The following is a 16,533-nucleotide window of genomic DNA, read 5'->3' as shown; positions in this document are numbered from 1 at the left end:
CGGCCCGACCGCTCCCGCACCGACGGGCGCGGGCGTGCGGCGTCACCGCGGGCGCGGGGTGACCTCCGCCATCCGGGACCAGCCCTCGCCCGGCACCTCCACGTTGATGATCTCCGGCGTCTCGGCCACGAGGTCCGCCATCAGGTCCATGGCCGCCGCGAAGTGCTCGGACTTCACATGGGCCGCACCGGCCTCCGGGGAGGCGAATGCCTCCAGCAGGACGAACTGGTCGGGGTTCTCGACGCTGTACGACCACTCGAAGAACACATTGCCCGGCTCCTGCCGGGTGGCGAGGGTGAAGGGCGCGACGGCCGGGAGCCAGTTGTCGCGCTCTTCGCTGCGGACGGTGAACTTGACGGCGATGAAGATCATGCGACAAGGGTGGCACAAGCCCTGGAAGCAGACTTGTCGGGCACACCCGGATGGTGTCGGACGGGCCGGACACCGGCCCGTCCGACGTCGGGCTATTCGCCGCCGTACGGGTTCCCGTCACCGGTGGAGCGGGCTGCCCCCGTCACGGTCACCGGTTCCTTTCGAGGAGGCGGCCGGTGGGCTCGCCGACGGTGCCCTCGGCCGCGATCCGCACCCCGCGCAGCCAGGTCGACTTCACGACGCCGTGCAGGGTCTTGCCGGCGTACGCGGTGACCTGGTTGCGGTGGTAGAGCTCGGCAGGGTCGACGGTGAAGGTGTCGTCCGGGGCGAGCACCGCGAAGTCCGCGTCCCGGCCGGCCTCGATGGCGCCCTTGTGGGCCAGTCCGGCCAGCTCGGCGGGGGCGGCCGACATCCAGCGGACGACGTCGTCGAGCGAGTGGCCGCGCTTGCGGGCCTCGGTCCAGATGGCGGGCAGTCCCAGCTGGAGGGAGGAGATCCCGCCCCAGGCGGTGCCGAAGTCCGGCGTCTTGAGGTCGGTGGTGCACGGCGAGTGGTCGGAGACGATGCAGTCGATCGTCCCGTCGGCCAGCCCCTCCCACAGCGCGTCCTGGTTGGCCGCCTCGCGGATCGGCGGGCAGCACTTGAACTCCGTGGCGCCGTCCGGGACCTCCTCGGCGGTGAGGGTGAGGAAGTGCGGGCAGGACTCCACCGAGATCCGTACGCCCTCACGCTTCGCCGCCGCGATCATCGGCAGGGCGTCGCTGGAGGACAGATGCAGGACGTGGACGCGGGCGCCGAGCCGCCTGGCGTGCGCGATCAGCCCCTCGATCGCGGTGTTCTCGGCGTCACGGGGCCGGGAGGCGAGGAAGTCGGCGTACGCGGGCCCGCCGCGCTGCGGGGCGTCGGCCAGGTGGTGCGGGTCCTCGGCGTGCACGATCAGCAGCCCGCCGAAGCCGGCGATCTCCGCCATGGACCGGGCCAGCTGCTCCTGGTCGAGCTCCGGGAACTCCTCGACGCCGGAGGGCGAGAGGAAGCACTTGAAGCCGAACACCCCAGCCTCGTACAGCGGCCGCAGGTCCTTGACGTTGGACGGGATCGCGCCGCCCCAGAAACCGGTGTCGATGTGCGCCTTGGGGGCGGCCACCCGCTGCTTGGTGCGCAGGTGGTCGACGGTGGTGGTCGGCGGGAGGGAGTTGAGCGGCATGTCGAGCAGCGTGGTGATGCCGCCCGCCGCCGCCGCGCGGGTGGCGGTCCAGAAGCCCTCCCACTCCGTGCGGCCCGGGTCGTTCACATGGACATGCGTGTCGACGATTCCGGGGAGCAGGACGTCGTCGCCGAAGTCCTCCAGCCGGGCGCCGTCCGGCACCGCGGCGTCGTACGGCAGGACGGCGTCGATTCTCCCGTCGGCGACGGCGACCGCTGCGGGGCGCGTCCCGTCCGGGGTGACCACACGCGTCGAGCGCAGTACCAGTTTCACGTCCGCACCGGACACCCGTGCTCCTCACTTCGGACTTTCGAACGCTGACGAATTCAACGAACTGTTGAAGGAGTCTTCACTCGGGATTCGGGCCCGTCAAGACCCACTTTCCTCGCCGGACGGCCGTCGGGCCTTCCGGCGCCCACAACTGGAGATTTCCACAAAGTAGAAGACTCTTTTCGAAGAGCGGAACGTAACATAGGACCAGTGCTGGCCCGAAGAACTGCCCCGCCGACTGCCGACACCAGGACAAACGGGCTCTGACCGGCCAGGACGCCGTACCCGGAGCAGTGGGCCGATCGGGAACCGCCCGGTAGGCTGCTGGGTGCCTCGCCGGGCGGGGCACCCGCTCTTCCGCCTCGAAAGGAACGTTGACGTGCCGCCGTCCCACGCCAGCACATCCGACTCCAAGCCCGCCGCCACCAGCGGTGGTGTGCAGTCCCTTGAGCGCGCCTTCGATCTGCTGGAGCGGATGGCGGACGCGGGGGGTGAGGTCGGACTGAGCGAACTCTCCGCGAGCAGCGGACTCCCCCTGCCCACCATTCACCGCCTGATGCGCACGCTGGTGCTCTGCGGATACGTCCGCCAGCAGCCCAACCGCCGCTACGCGCTGGGGCCCCGGCTGATCCGGCTCGGCGAGTCCGCGTCCCGGCTCCTGGGCACCTGGGCCCGCCCGTATCTCGCGCGGCTGGTCGAGGAGACCGGCGAGACCGCGAACATGGCGCTGCTCGACGGCGACGAGATCGTGTACGTGGCGCAGGTGCCGTCCAAGCACTCGATGCGCATGTTCACCGAGGTCGGCCGTCGGGTGCTCCCCCACTCCACCGGGGTCGGCAAGGCGCTGCTGGCGCACACGCCGCCGGAGGAGGTACGGGCCCTGCTCGCCCGTACCGGCATGCCGGCCGCCACCGAGAAGACGATCACCACCCCCGACGGCTTCCTCGACGCGCTGGAGCAGGTCCGCCGGGTCGGCTACGCGGTCGACGACAACGAGCAGGAGATCGGGGTGCGCTGCCTGGCGGTCTCCGTACCGAACTCGCCCACCTCGGCCGCGATCTCGATCTCCGGTCCGGCGGGCCGGGTGACGGACACCGCGACGGAGCGGATCGTGCCGATCCTCCAGCAGGCCGCCAAGGAGCTCTCCGACGCGCTGGCGAGCAGCGGTTCCACCGGCTGAGAGCCGGCATACGGGGAGGGGGCGGCCACCGGCCGCCCCCCTCCCTTTGTGTCCCCCGTGTCTCAGGCCGGTTCCGGCACCGTCAGACGACCGTCGTCCATCCGGACCGTGCGGTCCGCCTTGTCCAGATGGGCCAGGTCGTGCGTGACCAGGACCGTCGCCGTCGACCGCTCCCGGGTCAGCGTGACCAGCAGGTCCAGCACCGCCGCGCCCCGCTCGTGGTCGAGGGCGCTGGTCGGTTCGTCGACCAGCAGCACCGCCGGGTCGTTCATCAGGGCCCGTGCGATGTTGATCCGCTGCCGCTGGCCGCCCGACAGTTGGTGGGGCCTGCGTCCGGCCTGGTCGGCCAGGCCGACCGCGTCCAGCAGTTCCAGTGCCCGGCCGCGCGCCGCGCGCACCTGACCGCCCGAGAGGTGGGTCATCACCTGGAGCTGCTCGGCCGCCGTGAGCGAGGGCAGCAGATTGGGCTGCTGGAAGACGATGCCGATGTGGTCGCGCCGCAGCCGTGCCTGATCCGCGCGGCCGAGACCGGCGGTGTCCGTGCCGGCGACGACCACCCGGCCGGTGTCCGGGGTGACCAGGGTCGCGGCCACCGCGAGCAGGCTGGACTTGCCGGAGCCGGACGGTCCCACGACCGCGGTGAGCGAACCCGCGGGCACGTCCAGCGAGATCCGGTCGAGAGCGGTGAGCCGGGTGTCGCCGTCGGGGTAGGTGAGGGTGACGTCGGCGAGGGTGAGGGTCATCGGGCACTCCCGAGTGCGGTGAGCGGGTCGACGGCGGTGATCCGCCGGATGGACAGGGCCGCCCCGAGGGCACCGAGGACGATCATGATGGCCGCCGGGACCAGGACGGTCGCCGCGTCGAGGACGAACGGCACGGCACCGCCGCTGATCAGGGCACCGATGCCGGAGGCGAGTGCGGTGCCCACGCCCGTCCCGATGGCGAGCATCACGACAGCCTGCCCGAGCGCGTCGCGAAGCAGGTACCGGGTGGAGGCGCCGAGCGCCTTGAGCACGGCGACGTCGCCGCTGCGCTGGATCGTCCAGACGGTGAAGAAGGCGCCGATGACCAGCGCGGAGATGGCGAAGAGGAAGCCGCGCATCAGCTGGAGCGAGCCGTTCTCGGCCTGGTAGGAGCCGATGGCGGTGAGGGAGTCGGCGAGGGAGAGCGTGCTGGTGCCGGCCGCCTTGTCGCCCGCGCCGAGATCGGCGCCGCCGGTAGTGGTCAGGGCGATCACCGTGGCATGCCGTGCCCCGCCGTCGCCGTCGCCCCCGAACCGCTGCCAGTCGTCGAGCGAGGTCCACACGACCGGGGTGTGGCTGTACGAGGCGTCTCCCGCGACGGCCGCGACGGTGACCTCGGTGGAGCCGAGCCGCAGCCGGTCACCGGCCCCGGCCGCCAGGTCGTCGGCGGCCTGCTCGGACAGCACCACCTTCCCCGGTCCGACCCCGGCACCGCCGGTGGGCGCCAGGTCCCCGTCCGGCCGGACGCCGAACGCCGACACGGCGGCGGTGCGCTCCCCCTGGCCGGCGACGGCATTGAGGGTGCGGATGCCGAGCGGCTCCGCGCCGCTCACCCCGGGCCGCTCCGCCCAGCTCCGCCAGGCGCTCTCCTTCACGACCGAGTCGGTGAAGGACACCGACCGGTCTGCGGGCGGGGCGGCGAACGCGAGGTGGTCGGCGTTCAGCCCGGTGATGGCCGAGGTGTTCTCCCGGGCCAGACCGGCGGTGAGGCCGGACAACAGACCCACGAGCAGCGTGATCAGCACCACGACCGTACCCATGAGCGCGAACCGGCCCTTGGCGAACCGGAGATCTCTCCATGCGACGAACATGCTCCAAGCCTCGGCCTCCGGGCGCCCGGAAACATCGCTCGGCGGTGGGGCCCGACATCAACCTTTTGATTGACCGGCCCCCGGCACCCCCCGTCTACGCTGGATGGGTCATGGACTCCCGTACCCATCCCCCGGTCGCCGCCGCGCTGCGGCTCTGTCTGCACGCGCTGCTGGTGGGGCTGCTGGCGCTGGCGGCGGTACGGGCCGTCGCCGACGGCACGCACCCCAGGGCCGTCGTCGTGGTCAGCGGTGCGATGGCCGCCCTGTACGCGGCAGGTGCGCTCGCCCCCTCCGTACAGCCGCGCACCCGCGCCGCCGCGCTGTGGCTGGCCGCGCTGGGCGCGGTGTGGCTGGCGCTGCTCGTCCTGTCGCCGGAGGCCCTGTGGGTGGCCTTCCCGCTCTACTTCCTCCAGCTGCACCTGCTGCCGACCCGCTGGGCCCTGCCGGCCGTCGCGGTCACCGCCGCCGCCGCCATCGCCTGCTTCGTGCTGCACGGCGAGCCCGTCACACCGGGCACCTTCATCGGGCCGCTGCTCGGGGCGGCCGTCGCGGTCGCCACGGTCCTCGGTTACGAGGCGCTGTTCCGGGAGAGCGAACGGCGCAGGCAACTCATCGAGGAGCTGATGTCGACCCGGGCGGAGCTGGCCGAGGCGGAACGCACCGCGGGCACGCTCGCCGAGCGCGAGCGGCTGGCCCGCGAGATCCACGACACGCTCGCCCAGGGCCTGTCCAGCATCCAGCTGCTGCTGCGCGCCGCCGAACGCACCCTGGCCGCCGACGCCCCCGCCACCGCGCATGTCCGCCGGGCCCGGGAGGCCGCCCAGGACAACCTGGCCGAGGCCCGCCGCTTCGTCCGCGCCCTGTCGCCGCCGGACCTGGAGAACGGCTCCCTGGCGGCCGCCCTGGAACGCCTCTCGTCCCGCACCACCGGCCCCGGCCTCACCGTGCAGTTCGCGGTGAGCGGCACCCCGGTGGAGCTGCCCACCCCGTACGAGGTGGCGCTGCTGCGTACCGCCCAGTCGGCGCTGGCCAACACGGTGCGGCACGCCGGGGCCGGGCGTGCGGAGATCACCCTCAGCTTCATGGACACCTCGGTGTCGCTGGACGTCGTCGACGACGGCCGGGGGTTCACCCCGGGGCTCGGCCCGGTCGGCGCGGACCAGGACACCGGGGGCTTCGGACTGCCCGCGATGCGTGCGCGGGCCCGTTCGCTCGGCGGCACGCTCAGTGTCGAGTCCGCCCCCGGTCAGGGCGCGGCCGTCGCCCTGACCCTGCCGCTCCCCATCCCCGACGGCCGGCCAGGACAGGACGCCGCATGACCACGCCCGCCGACACCCCCATCAGGCTGCTGCTCGCCGACGACCACCCGGTGGTACGGGCGGGGCTGCGCGCCGTGCTCGACTCCGAACCCGGATTCCGGGTGGTCGCCGAGGCGGCCACGGCCGAGCGGGCCGTCGAGCTCGCCGCGACCGGCGAGTTCGACGTCGTCCTGATGGATCTCCAGTTCGGGGCGGGCATGCACGGCTCGCAGGCCACCGCGGCCATCACGGCGCAGCCGGGCGCGCCCCGCGTCCTGATCCTCACCACGTACGACTCGGACGCCGACATCCTGGCCGCGGTCGAGGCGGGGGCCGCCGGCTATCTGCTGAAGGACGCCCCGCCGGAGGAGCTGGCGGCGGCGGTACGCACCGCGGCGGCGGGCCGCTCGGCACTGGCACCGGCCGTCGCGCACCGTCTGATGGACCGTATGCGGACCCCCGCGGAGGCCCTCACCAAGCGCGAGCTGGAGGTCCTCCAGCTGGTCGGCGAGGGGCTGTCGAACCTGCAGATCAGCAAGCGGCTCTTCCTCAGCCAGGCGACGGTGAAGTCCCATCTGGTGCACATCTACGCCAAGCTGGGCGTGGACTCCCGCACCTCGGCGGTCGCGGCGGCGACGGCCCGCAGGCTCATCCGCCGCTGACGCCGCCGCCCGCCGCCGCGCTGCCGGTCAGCCGCGCTGCCAGTCAGCCGTGCTGCTGGTCAGCCGCGCGGCGGTTCGCCGAAGAGATCGACGGCGACCCGTACGTCCCTGAGCGCGGAGGCCAGCGCGCTCACCGAGCCGATCGCCCCCGCGATCAGCAGCAGCGAACGGCGCAGGCGCGGAATCTCGGGCACGCCGCACGTGGCCATCGCGTCCAGGGCGGCCAGCTCCTCCTCGGCGATCCCCCGGTCCGGGAATTCGCGCGGATGCCCCGCCAGCTCACGGCGGAGCCGGGAGACGGCCGTACGCAGCTCGGTCACCCTCGGGTCCTCGCCGCTGCCGGTCACCCGCGTCTGCCCCACGCTTCGCAACAAAGCACTCCCCCTCGCACATCCTTGTGCCAGTGTTCCGACCGGTCCCCACACCTTGGTCAAGTGTCCGGGCGTGCGCGCAAGTTAACGCCATGACAGGTATCGGGCGCCACTCCGCGGACAGAATTCGGGGGCCCCGTATGGGTGATCCGCGCGCCTCGCAGTGGACGCCGCCCCCGTTCGCACCCACCCGGCGCTTGCTTGCGCGAAGGGTGCGCGAAGGGCATGCGACGGCGCACGAAGGGTGCACGTCCGGGGCGCGTCGGTGTATCCAGGCGGCATGACTGCGACAACACCAGCCCCGAAGGTCGCCGGACTGCTGCTCGCCGCGGGCGGCGGGCGACGGCTCGGCGGGCGGCCCAAGGCCCTGCTCGAACATCATGGCCGGCCGCTGGTCGAGCACGCGGTGCGGACGCTGCGGGACGGCGGCTGCGGCCCCGTCCACGTGGTGCTCGGCGCGGCGGCCGAGCGGGTACGGGAGCGGGCCGACCTCACCGGCTGCGCGGTGACCGTCAACCCCGGATGGGCCGAGGGCATGGGCTCCTCGCTGCGGGCGGGGCTCGGGGCACTGGCCGCCACGGGGGCGGACGCGGCGCTCGTCCTCCTGGTCGACCAGCCGGGGATCGGCGCGGACGCGGTGGCCCGGGTGCGTGCGGCATACCGCTCCCGGACGGGGATCGCGGCCGCCGCGTACGGCGGGGAGCGCGGCCATCCGGTGCTGTTCGGCGCGGACCGGTGGGAGGAGATCGCGGCGGGGGCGGTGGGCGACCAGGGCGCTCGGGCGTATCTGAGGGCGCACCGCGATGCGATCACGCTCGTCGAGTGTTCCGATGTGGCTCAGGCGTACGACATCGACACGGTGGAGGACCTGAAACACCTCGGGTGACCGGACTGGCACGCTGCGCCAGCATCGGGGCAGTTCTGTCGACCCTGAGAATCTCGACATCAACAAACCATTGAACTTCCACCATGAGGAAACTACTATCCACTGGTCAGAAGCCCTCTGCACCGCGGACGGCTTCCACGCCCGTATCCCGGAGCCCTGGCACGCCGTGCCATTTCAGGCGACCCGGCGGCCGTGAGACGCCGCCCGCACCGCCCGCTGAAGGAGTGACAGCTCATGTCCGCACCAGCGCCGTCCCCGCTGGCCATCGTCGATGCCGAGCCCCTGCCCCGGCAGGAAGAGGTCCTGACCGACGCGGCCCTCGCGTTCGTGGCCGAGCTGCACCGGCAGTTCACGCCCCGCCGCGACGAGCTGCTCGCCCGCCGCGGTGAGCGCCGCGCCGAGATCGCCCGCACCTCCACGCTGGACTTCCTGCCCGAGACGGCGGCGATCCGCGCGGACGACTCCTGGAAGGTCGCCCCGGCTCCGGCCGCGCTGAACGACCGCCGGGTGGAGATCACCGGTCCGACCGACCGCAAGATGACCATCAACGCCCTGAACTCGGGCGCGAAGGTCTGGCTCGCCGACTTCGAGGACGCGTCCGCCCCCACGTGGGAGAACGTGGTCCTCGGCCAGCTCAACCTGATCGACGCGTACACCCGCGCCATCGACTTCACGGACCCGAAGTCCGGCAAGTCGTACGCCCTCAAGCCCGCCGACGAGCTCGCCACGGTCGTCATGCGCCCCCGCGGCTGGCACCTGACCGAGCGCCACCTCCAGCTCGACGGCACCCCGGTCCCCGGCGCACTGGTCGACTTCGGCCTCTACTTCTTCCACAACGCCCAGCGCCTCGTCGACCTCGGCAAGGGCCCGTTCTTCTACCTCCCGAAGACGGAGTCGCACCTGGAGGCCCGCCTCTGGAACGACATCTTCGTCTTCGCCCAGGACTACGTCGGCGTCCCGCAGGGCACCGTCCGCGCGACCGTCCTGATCGAGACGATCACCGCCGCGTACGAGATGGAGGAGATCCTCTACGAGCTCCGCGACCACGCCTCCGGACTGAACGCGGGACGCTGGGACTACCTCTTCTCCATCGTCAAGAACTTCCGCGACGGCGGCTCCAAGTTCGTCCTGCCGGACCGCAACGCGGTGACGATGACCGCGCCGTTCATGCGCGCGTACACCGAACTCCTCGTCCGCACCTGCCACAAGCGCGGCGCGCACGCCATCGGCGGCATGGCCGCCTTCATTCCGTCCCGCCGCGACGCCGAGGTCAACAAGGTCGCGTTCGAGAAGGTCAAGGCGGACAAGGACCGCGAGGCGAACGACGGCTTCGACGGTTCGTGGGTCGCCCACCCGGACCTGGTCCCGATCGCCATGGCGTCCTTCGACGCGGTCCTCGGCGAGAAGCCGAACCAGAAGGAGCGCCTGCGCGAGGACGTCTCGGTGGCCCCCGGTGACCTGATCGCCATCGACTCTCTGGACGCCCAGCCCACCTACGAGGGGCTGCGCAACGCCGTCGCGGTCGGCATCCGCTACATCGAGGCGTGGCTGCGCGGCCTGGGCGCGGTCGCCATCTTCAACCTGATGGAGGACGCCGCCACCGCGGAGATCTCCCGCTCGCAGATCTGGCAGTGGATCAACGCGGACGTGGTCTTCGAGAACGGCGAGCACGCCACGGCGGAGCTGGCCCGCAGGGTTGCGGCCGAGGAACTGGACGCGATCCGCGCGGAGATCGGCGACGAGGCGTTCGCCGCCGGCAAGTGGCAGCAGGCCCACGACCTCCTGCTCCAGGTCTCCCTGGACCAGGACTACGCGGACTTCCTGACGCTGCCCGCGTACGAGCAGCTGGGCTGAACCGCACGCCCGTAGTGGCCCGCACCCCCGGGCCGAAACGCCTGAGCCCCCGGCACGCACAGCGCCGGGGGCTCAGGCGTGCGGCCGTCAGCCGGTCGCCGCCGCCATGTCCGCCTTGACGGCCGACCGGTCCAGCCCGGTGAGCACGGACTCGGGGTCGCCGCCCTTCATCACCGCCTGACCCACATCGGTGCGGATCGCACCCCGGACGGCGGGCCAGGACCGCATGTTGACCGGCGCGAACTGCGCCTCCTCCAACTGCTCGATGAACGGCAGGAGCGGCCGTTCGGCGGACTTCCCGGCCGCCGCGTCGGAGGCGGAGTACGTCACGGGCAGCACGGACTGGCCGCCGCCGTAGGTACGGGCGGACTTCCCGCCGTAGAGGAAGGAGAGGAAGGCGCCGCACTCCTTGCGGTGACCGTTGCGCCGGAACGCCATCAGCCAGTCGCTGACCCCCACCGGAGGCGCGGCCCCGCCGTTCTTCTTGGGGAACGCGGCGTGCGCATAAGGGAGTTTGGCCTGGTCGGCCGCGCCCATCAGCACGGGGTGGGCGATCATCATGCCGATGTCGCCCCGCAGGAACTGGGCGTACGCCTCGGTCCGGTTGAGCTTCGCCGGGTCGGCACCGGCCAGCCCCTCGGCGACCAGCTCGTCCCGCAGCCAGGCCAGGGCCTCGGGGTTCTCCGGCCGCAGGAAGTCGTACTCCCCCAGCTCGTCCGTGTAGCCGCCGCCGGCCGCGAGCATCCAGGACAGGGCCTCGTCCTCGGCCGCCTCGGGGCCGAGCTGGAGCCCGTACGGCGTCTTCACGCCGATCGCCTTCAGCGCCCGGGCGGCCGCCCGCAACTCGTCCCACGACGTGGGGGCACCGCTGACACGGGCCCGCCGGAAGAGCTCCTTGTTGTAGAAGAGCCGGGGCGTGCTGGCCAGGAACGGGATGCCGTAGGCGGCGTTGTCGACCGTGCCCGCCTGCGTGAAGGCCCGGATGAAGTCGGCCTGGGTGACGATGTCGAACAGCTGGCTCATGTTGTAGAGCCGGCCGTCCTCGGCATAGGGCGCGAAGACGTTCGACTCCGCGATGTCGGGCGCCCGGCCCTCCTCGACCCGCTGGGCGAGCACCTTGTCGATCTTGTCGTACGGGACCCGCTCCAGGTTGATCCCGATGCCGTCGTGCTGCTTCTCGAAGGCGGTCACGATGCTGTCCCACCGGTCGCCGAGCGAAGCACCGACGCTCTTGTCGTAACTGGCCACGAGCAGGTGGAGCTTCACCTCCTCGCTCGTCGAGCAGCCGGTGAGCCCGAATGCGGCCGTGGTGCCGGCGAGGCCGGCCGTCTGAAGAAGGAACTGCCGCCGACGCACCGCTCTTGCCACCTCTTGCTCGTTCAGCACATGCACTTGTGGCAGATTCTGCCACATAGGCATTCACTGCCCATTGCCTGTCCGGCGGGCGAAGTACCGCCAGGGCATAACCTGATCCGCATGCAAGGTGGCTCGTTGACGGAGCGGCGCAAGGCCGCGACCCGCATGGATATCGCCCGCACGGCGGCGGCGCTCTTCGTGGAGCACGGCCTGCGCGGCACGCGCGCCGAGGACATCGCCCGGGCCGCGGGCGTCGCCCCGCGCACCTTCTACCGCTATTTCGCGACCAAGGAGGAGGCCATCGCCCCGCTGCTCGACGCCGGGGCCCGGCAGTGGGTGGAGGCGGTGCGGAGCACTCCGGCCGGCCTGTCGGTGCCGGACGCGCTGCGGCACGCGGCGACCTACGCGCTGACCGCGGACCTCGGTGACACGGCGGCCACCGAGTCGCTGGAGTGGGTGCGGTCGCTGCTGAGGATGGCGGCGGACAGCCCGGCGCTCCAGTCGGTGTGGAACGACGCGTGCCACGACGCGGACGTCACCCTGGCGGAGGTGCTCGCGGCGCGTGCCGGGCTGCCGGACGGTGCGGGTTCGCTGGACATTCGGCTGACGGCCGGGGTCGCGGGCGCGGCGGTGCGGGCGGCGGTGGAGACCTGGGCGGCCGGCGACGCCCCGGTCGCGGGGCCGCAGGGGCCGGCGGCGCTGGCCGAACGCTGCCTGACCGCCGCCGAGAGCGCGCTGCGGAACCCCTGACTCCGGCCGCCCGGCCCCTGGTCCCTGGTCCCTTCTTTCCCCCGGCCCCGGTCGTCGCGGATCCGGTCCGCGAAACCCGCCGGGGCTCCGCGAACCGGCCGATCGGCCCCGGGCCGGCTACTTCAGGCCGGTGTCCAGTGCGTTCATCAACGTGCCCTGTGACGTGTCACCGGACATCTCCCAGATCATCACCCCCAGCAGCCCCTTGGACTTCACGTAGTCGGTCTTCCTGCCGATGGACCAGGCGTCGTCGAAGGACCACCACTGGCTGCCGGTGTATCCGTACGTCGACACCGACTGCTCGTCGTGATGGACCGTCATCGCCGGGTACGCGCCGATGAGGTTGGCGTAGCCGCGGGTCCCGGCCTCCTCCGCGAACTGGCCGGGGGCGGCGCCGCCCGCCGTCTGCCACTCGCCGTCGGCCCCCGAGTCGGCGACGTTCTGCCAGCCCCGGCCGTAGAACGGGATGCCGAGGGTCAGCTTGCGGGGCTCGACCCCCGCGTCGGTGTAGGCCCTGATGGCGGCGTCGGCGCTGAAGTGGAAGTCGTAGGGGTCCTGGTCGTCGGTGTAGAGGTTGGCCTGGTGGCCGGTGCGGTTCGGCTCCCAGGAGTTGTCGCTGCCGGAGCCGTGGAAGTCGTAGCCCTGGACGTTCGCCACGTCGAGGGAGTCGAAGACCTTGCCCAGGTCCCAGCCCTCGCCGACCTTCTGCGGGTCGGCGGGGGTGAAGGCGGTGAGCAGCCGGTGTCCGCCGCCGAGGGCGTCCAGTTGCTTGCGGAACTCGGCGAGCAGCAGCGTCAGGTTGTCCCTGTCGTCGGGCGAGTAGTGGTTGCCGGGATGCCCGGTGCCCGTGCCCGGCCATTCCCAGTCGACGTCGAAGCCGTCGAAGATCCCTGCGGCGGTGCCGGGGCCGCCCGCGCCGTTGTACTCGGGCAGGTTGCCCTTGATGTACATGTCGATGCAGGAGGAGACGAACTTCTTGCGGGAGGCGTCGGTGGCCGCCACGTCGGAGAAGTACTTCGAGTACGTCCAGCCACCGAGCGAGACCACGATCTTCAGGTCCGGGTGGAGTTTCTTGAGCTTCTTCAACTGGTTGAAGTTTCCGCGCAGTTTGCCCCAGCCGTCGTCCGCGACGCCGTCGACGGACTGGGCGGCGCTGAACGGCCGTGCGTAGTCGGCGTCCGCGTCACCCGCGCCGGTGCCCTGCTCGGGGTCCTGGGGGTCGGCGGTGGTGCCCTTGGTGACACCGTTCAGGCAGGTGAGGTTGGACGGATCGATGTTGGCGAAGGCGTAGTTGACGATGTCGAGCTTGCCGGCGGCCCCCGAGTCGTGCAGGTTCTTGACGAAGTACTGGCGGCCGTAGATGCCCCACTGGACGAAGTAGCCGACCTTGGCGTAGTTGCCCGCGCCGACGATGTCGTCCGTCCTGGCCGTGAGCGCGTCGCCGGCCGGGGAGGCGTTGTCCGCCGCGTCACGCGCCTTGACGGTGAAGGTGTACGAGGTCGCGGGAGAGAGTCCGCCGATGGTGGCGGTGGTGGTGGTGCCCGGGACGGTGGTGGCCAGTGCCCCGCCCCGGTAGATGTCGTACGCGGCGACGCGCTGGTCGTCCGTCGCGGCGGTCCAGGCCAGTGTGATGGACGAGGAGTCGGCCGCCGTGGCGTGCAGCGCGCCCGGTGCGGTGGGCGGGGAGGTGTCGGTGGCCGGATCGACGGTGGTGACGGCCAGTGGTGCGCTCTCGGCGGAGGTGTTGCCCCGGGTGTCCTTGGCCCGGACCGTGAAGGAGTAGGCGGTGGCCGGGGTCAGCCCGGTGACCGTGACGGAGGTCGCCGCGGTGGCCGAGCCCATCACCTTGCCGCCCGCCAGGATGTCGTACGACGCCACGGGGAAGTCACCGGCCGCGGCCTGCGTCCAGGACAGCGACGCGGTGCGGGCGGTGACATCGGTCTGCTTCAGTCCGCCGGGCGCGCCCGGCGGCGCGTCCGCGGAGCCGTCGCACTTGTCACCGTTGACCCGGCACCCGGTCGGCGCGGCGATCGGTCCGGTCGCCACGAACCAGAAGCTGTACGGCTCGCTGGTGCCGTGCGCGGCGACGGTGCCGTTGTAGTGGGCGTTGACCGCGGTGACATGGCTGCCCCGGGTGGTGACGGTGCCGTTGTACGAGGTGTCGACCGCGACCCCGGCCGGCAGGTCGAATTCGAGGTTCCACCCGCTCACGGCGGTGTCGGTGTCGTTGTGCAGGACGTACGTCCCCTTCCACCACGACCCGTTGTCGGCCGAGGTGAAGGTCGCCGTCAGCCTGCCCGCCGCGTGCGCGGGTGCGGCTTGCAGGGAAAGCAGCGCGAGGAGCAGCCCGAGCACGGCGACGAGTGCGGTCGCCGTTCTCCGTCGGAGTGTCATGTGCTCGTACATGGGAGTTCTCCCTTGAGGCAGGGACCGGTGCGACGGTCCTGGGGGAGCGGGATTCCTTGCCCTTGGTTCCACGGAGCACAGGGGAAACTAAATGGTCTGGACCAACCCGTCAAGAGGTTCAGACCATTCTTCGACGACGGCACTGGCATGCGATTCCGGGACCGCCACGTCTAGGATCACCCGCGGCGGGGATCCGGCCGGTCCTGCCGCCTTTTCGCGAAGGGGAGTCGATGGCGTCGGTTGGTCCCGGGCGGACGCGGGACACGGAAGCCGGCCCGATGACGGCCTTCCTCAGCCCGCAGGAAAGGGCGAGCCGACTGCTGGCCCACCGGTACGCGGTGCCCCGGTGGATGATCGGGGCGTCCGCCGAACGACGCGCGGCCGGGGACTGGCGGGGGGCCTGCGCGGCGGCCCGGTTCGATGTGGCGTTCGACCTGCCGCAGGTCTCCGCGCGGTACGGTCCGGACGTGGCCGCGGCACTCCGCGACGATCTGCTCGGCCTGGTACCGGACCTGGTGCGCTGGCACCTGCCGCGCGTGCCGAGCGGGCGCTCGACGCTCGTCACCGACCTGACCGTGGTCCTGGCGGGTTACGGCGTCACGGCGGACGGGACCGGGACGACGGCTCCGTATCTGTATCTGCGCACGCCCTCGTCGGTCGAGGGATCGCAGCGGATCTCGCTCCGGTTCGGGGCGGTGCGCCCCGGCCCGGCACCCCGTACCCGCTCCTCGGGCGTCATGGACTGGCGGGCCTGCCGGTATCTGTGGGACGCGCACCGTACCGGCGAACTGCGCGCACGCGCCGGCGGCGGCGACCGGTTGCCGTTCCTCCATGCCGACGGCACACCGCGCGGGGCGGACGAACTGCCCGACGCGGACCCGGGCGCCGGTGATCCGGTGGCCCGCGCCGAGTGGGCGACGGTGCTGTACCAGCGGGGCCGGGTCGCGGAGTCGCTGGCGGTGGTGGGCATCGACTTCGACGCGACCGGCCCGGAGCCGCCGTCATTGCTCCGGACGGCACCGGAGACGATCCTGACCCGGCTGGCGCTCGATGTTCCGGGGCTGGCGTCGGAGGCCGGGCGGCTCGCGGACCGGTACCCGGTGGCGCTGCTTCAGACCGGCGAGAGGTGGCGTGGTTGCGCCCTGCTGGACTTCACGGGCCCGGACGGCGACAGAAGGCCGCGGATCAGAGTGGTCGAGCGGGAGGCGGTCGGGGACGTGGCCCGTCTGCCCCGGGCGTGCTGGCAGCGGCTGCCGGACCTCGAACTGCTGCGGGCCGGTGACGCGACTCCCGGCCAGTTGCATCCGCTGGTCGCCGGGGCCCTGTTTCCCGGCCTCGGCACGACGGCGGGGCCGCCGGGACCGACGCCGCCCGCGCCGGTACGGGTCAGGTGCCGCGGCGAATGGCACCAGGTCGTCTTCCGCGACGGGCGGCTCGACTCCCCGCACAGCCCCCAGGAGCGGCAGCGCGAGCAAGCGCTGCGGGCCGTCGGCGGCGCGGTCACCGGCTGCTTCGCCGTGGAGCACACCGTCACCTCCGGCACCGGCCGGCTGCCCAAGGGCCTGCGGGCACAGCTCCGGGATCTCGTTCTGCGCGCCCAGCACGGGGACACCCCGGGGGTCCTGGAGCTCCTGGACGCCGGCATGGACCCGCGCGTGCGGGACGGCGCACGGCGGAGCCTGCTCCACATGCTGAACCTCCTCGACCACGAGCCCCTGCTGCCCCGACTCCTGGCGGCCGGCCTCGGTCTGGAGGACGTGGACCACCGGAACCGCACCCCGCTCTGCGTGGCGGTCGCCGAGGGCGGTTCGGCTCAGCTCGTGACGGCGCTGATCGGGGCCGGGGCACGGATCGACGTCGTCGACCGGGCGGGACTCCCGCTTGACCAGCTGATCCGCGAGCACCGGCGGACGGACCTGGGCTTCCTCAGGGCACGGGTGGAGAACGAGCATCCGGGCCTCGGGGCCGGCCGGTGGTACGAGCGGGAGCAGCGGAAGGACGACGGGGAGGACGAGGACGGGTGAGCACCATCGCCCCCGGCAGACCGGAACAGCCCCGCGTACCACCGCGCCCGCCCGCCGAGCCGGGAC

At 72.2% G+C, this 16,533-nt stretch carries 14 protein-coding genes; 7 read left to right on the top strand and 7 right to left on the bottom strand.

Annotated features, from left to right (window positions below; genetic code table 11):
* Positions 1 to 42 precede the first annotated feature (42 nt).
* Both ACFYY1_RS17755 and allB read right to left on the bottom strand, forming a co-directional pair.
* Complete coding sequence (locus ACFYY1_RS17755; RefSeq protein ID WP_388586066.1) at positions 43 to 372, bottom strand: putative quinol monooxygenase; 330 nt, start codon at positions 370 to 372, stop codon at positions 43 to 45.
* A 148-nt stretch (positions 373 to 520) separates the two neighbouring features.
* On the bottom strand, positions 521 to 1,864 hold the full coding sequence (gene allB, locus ACFYY1_RS17750) for an allantoinase AllB (protein WP_388586064.1): 1,344 nt from the start codon (positions 1,862 to 1,864) through the stop codon (positions 521 to 523).
* A 361-nt stretch (positions 1,865 to 2,225) separates the two neighbouring features.
* On the opposite strand from allB, the gene ACFYY1_RS17745 reads away from it, so the two are divergent.
* The gene (locus ACFYY1_RS17745; RefSeq protein WP_351252794.1) at positions 2,226 to 3,026 is read left to right on the top strand and encodes an IclR family transcriptional regulator; all 801 of its coding nucleotides are present in this window, start codon (positions 2,226 to 2,228) and stop codon (positions 3,024 to 3,026) included.
* A gap of 62 nt (positions 3,027 to 3,088) precedes the next feature.
* Here the strand turns inward: ACFYY1_RS17745 and ACFYY1_RS17740 are convergent, their stop codons facing one another.
* Together ACFYY1_RS17740 and ACFYY1_RS17735 are read right to left on the bottom strand one after the other, a co-directional pair.
* Positions 3,089 to 3,769 carry an ABC transporter ATP-binding protein gene (locus tag ACFYY1_RS17740; RefSeq protein ID WP_388586060.1) on the bottom strand — a complete coding sequence of 227 codons (681 nt, stop codon included), beginning with the start codon at positions 3,767 to 3,769 and terminating at the stop codon, positions 3,089 to 3,091.
* Positions 3,766 to 4,860: an ABC transporter permease gene (locus ACFYY1_RS17735; protein WP_388586058.1), complete on the bottom strand. Its 1,095-nt coding sequence runs from the start codon at positions 4,858 to 4,860 to the stop codon at positions 3,766 to 3,768. Before ACFYY1_RS17735 ends, ACFYY1_RS17740 begins: the two co-directional genes overlap by 4 nt.
* Positions 4,861 to 4,970: 110 nt before the next feature.
* Here ACFYY1_RS17735 and ACFYY1_RS17730 point away from each other — a divergent pair, with 110 nt between their 5' ends.
* Positions 4,971 to 6,179, top strand: coding sequence for a sensor histidine kinase (locus ACFYY1_RS17730; RefSeq protein WP_388586056.1), 1,209 nt, complete (start codon positions 4,971 to 4,973; stop codon positions 6,177 to 6,179).
* Positions 6,176 to 6,820, top strand: coding sequence for a response regulator (locus ACFYY1_RS17725; protein ID WP_388586054.1), 645 nt, complete (start codon positions 6,176 to 6,178; stop codon positions 6,818 to 6,820). The genes ACFYY1_RS17730 and ACFYY1_RS17725 overlap by 4 nt, the downstream gene beginning before the upstream one ends.
* Positions 6,821 to 6,879: 59 nt before the next feature.
* Here the strand turns inward: ACFYY1_RS17725 and ACFYY1_RS17720 are convergent, their stop codons facing one another.
* Positions 6,880 to 7,182 carry a DUF5955 family protein gene (locus ACFYY1_RS17720; RefSeq protein ID WP_388586051.1) on the bottom strand — a complete coding sequence of 101 codons (303 nt, stop codon included), beginning with the start codon at positions 7,180 to 7,182 and terminating at the stop codon, positions 6,880 to 6,882.
* A gap of 289 nt (positions 7,183 to 7,471) precedes the next feature.
* On the opposite strand from ACFYY1_RS17720, the gene ACFYY1_RS17715 reads away from it, so the two are divergent.
* Positions 7,472 to 8,077 carry an NTP transferase domain-containing protein gene (locus ACFYY1_RS17715; RefSeq protein WP_388586050.1) on the top strand — a complete coding sequence of 202 codons (606 nt, stop codon included), beginning with the start codon at positions 7,472 to 7,474 and terminating at the stop codon, positions 8,075 to 8,077.
* A gap of 234 nt (positions 8,078 to 8,311) precedes the next feature.
* Positions 8,312 to 9,931: a malate synthase A gene (gene aceB / locus ACFYY1_RS17710; RefSeq protein WP_388586048.1), complete on the top strand. Its 1,620-nt coding sequence runs from the start codon at positions 8,312 to 8,314 to the stop codon at positions 9,929 to 9,931.
* An 87-nt stretch (positions 9,932 to 10,018) separates the two neighbouring features.
* On the opposite strand, the gene ACFYY1_RS17705 is transcribed toward aceB, so the two are convergent.
* Positions 10,019 to 11,299, bottom strand: coding sequence for an extracellular solute-binding protein (locus tag ACFYY1_RS17705; RefSeq protein ID WP_388586046.1), 1,281 nt, complete (start codon positions 11,297 to 11,299; stop codon positions 10,019 to 10,021).
* Positions 11,300 to 11,407: 108 nt separating this feature from the next.
* Here ACFYY1_RS17705 and ACFYY1_RS17700 point away from each other — a divergent pair, with 108 nt between their 5' ends.
* The gene (locus ACFYY1_RS17700) at positions 11,408 to 12,037 is read left to right on the top strand and encodes a TetR/AcrR family transcriptional regulator (RefSeq protein ID WP_388586044.1); all 630 of its coding nucleotides are present in this window, start codon (positions 11,408 to 11,410) and stop codon (positions 12,035 to 12,037) included.
* A gap of 117 nt (positions 12,038 to 12,154) precedes the next feature.
* Here the strand turns inward: ACFYY1_RS17700 and ACFYY1_RS17695 are convergent, their stop codons facing one another.
* Complete coding sequence (locus ACFYY1_RS17695; protein WP_388586042.1) at positions 12,155 to 14,443, bottom strand: glycosyl hydrolase family 18 protein; 2,289 nt, start codon at positions 14,441 to 14,443, stop codon at positions 12,155 to 12,157.
* Between the two features lie 278 nt (positions 14,444 to 14,721).
* Here ACFYY1_RS17695 and ACFYY1_RS17690 point away from each other — a divergent pair, with 278 nt between their 5' ends.
* Positions 14,722 to 16,467: an ankyrin repeat domain-containing protein gene (locus ACFYY1_RS17690; protein WP_388586039.1), complete on the top strand. Its 1,746-nt coding sequence runs from the start codon at positions 14,722 to 14,724 to the stop codon at positions 16,465 to 16,467.
* The last annotated feature ends 66 nt before the right edge of the window (positions 16,468 to 16,533 follow it).

Source organism: Streptomyces sp. NPDC001890 (genome assembly GCF_042891445.1).
GTDB lineage: Bacteria > Actinomycetota > Actinomycetes > Streptomycetales > Streptomycetaceae > Streptomyces.
Note: the sequence above shows the minus strand (reverse complement) of the source record. Positions and strands in the feature narration are given on the sequence as shown.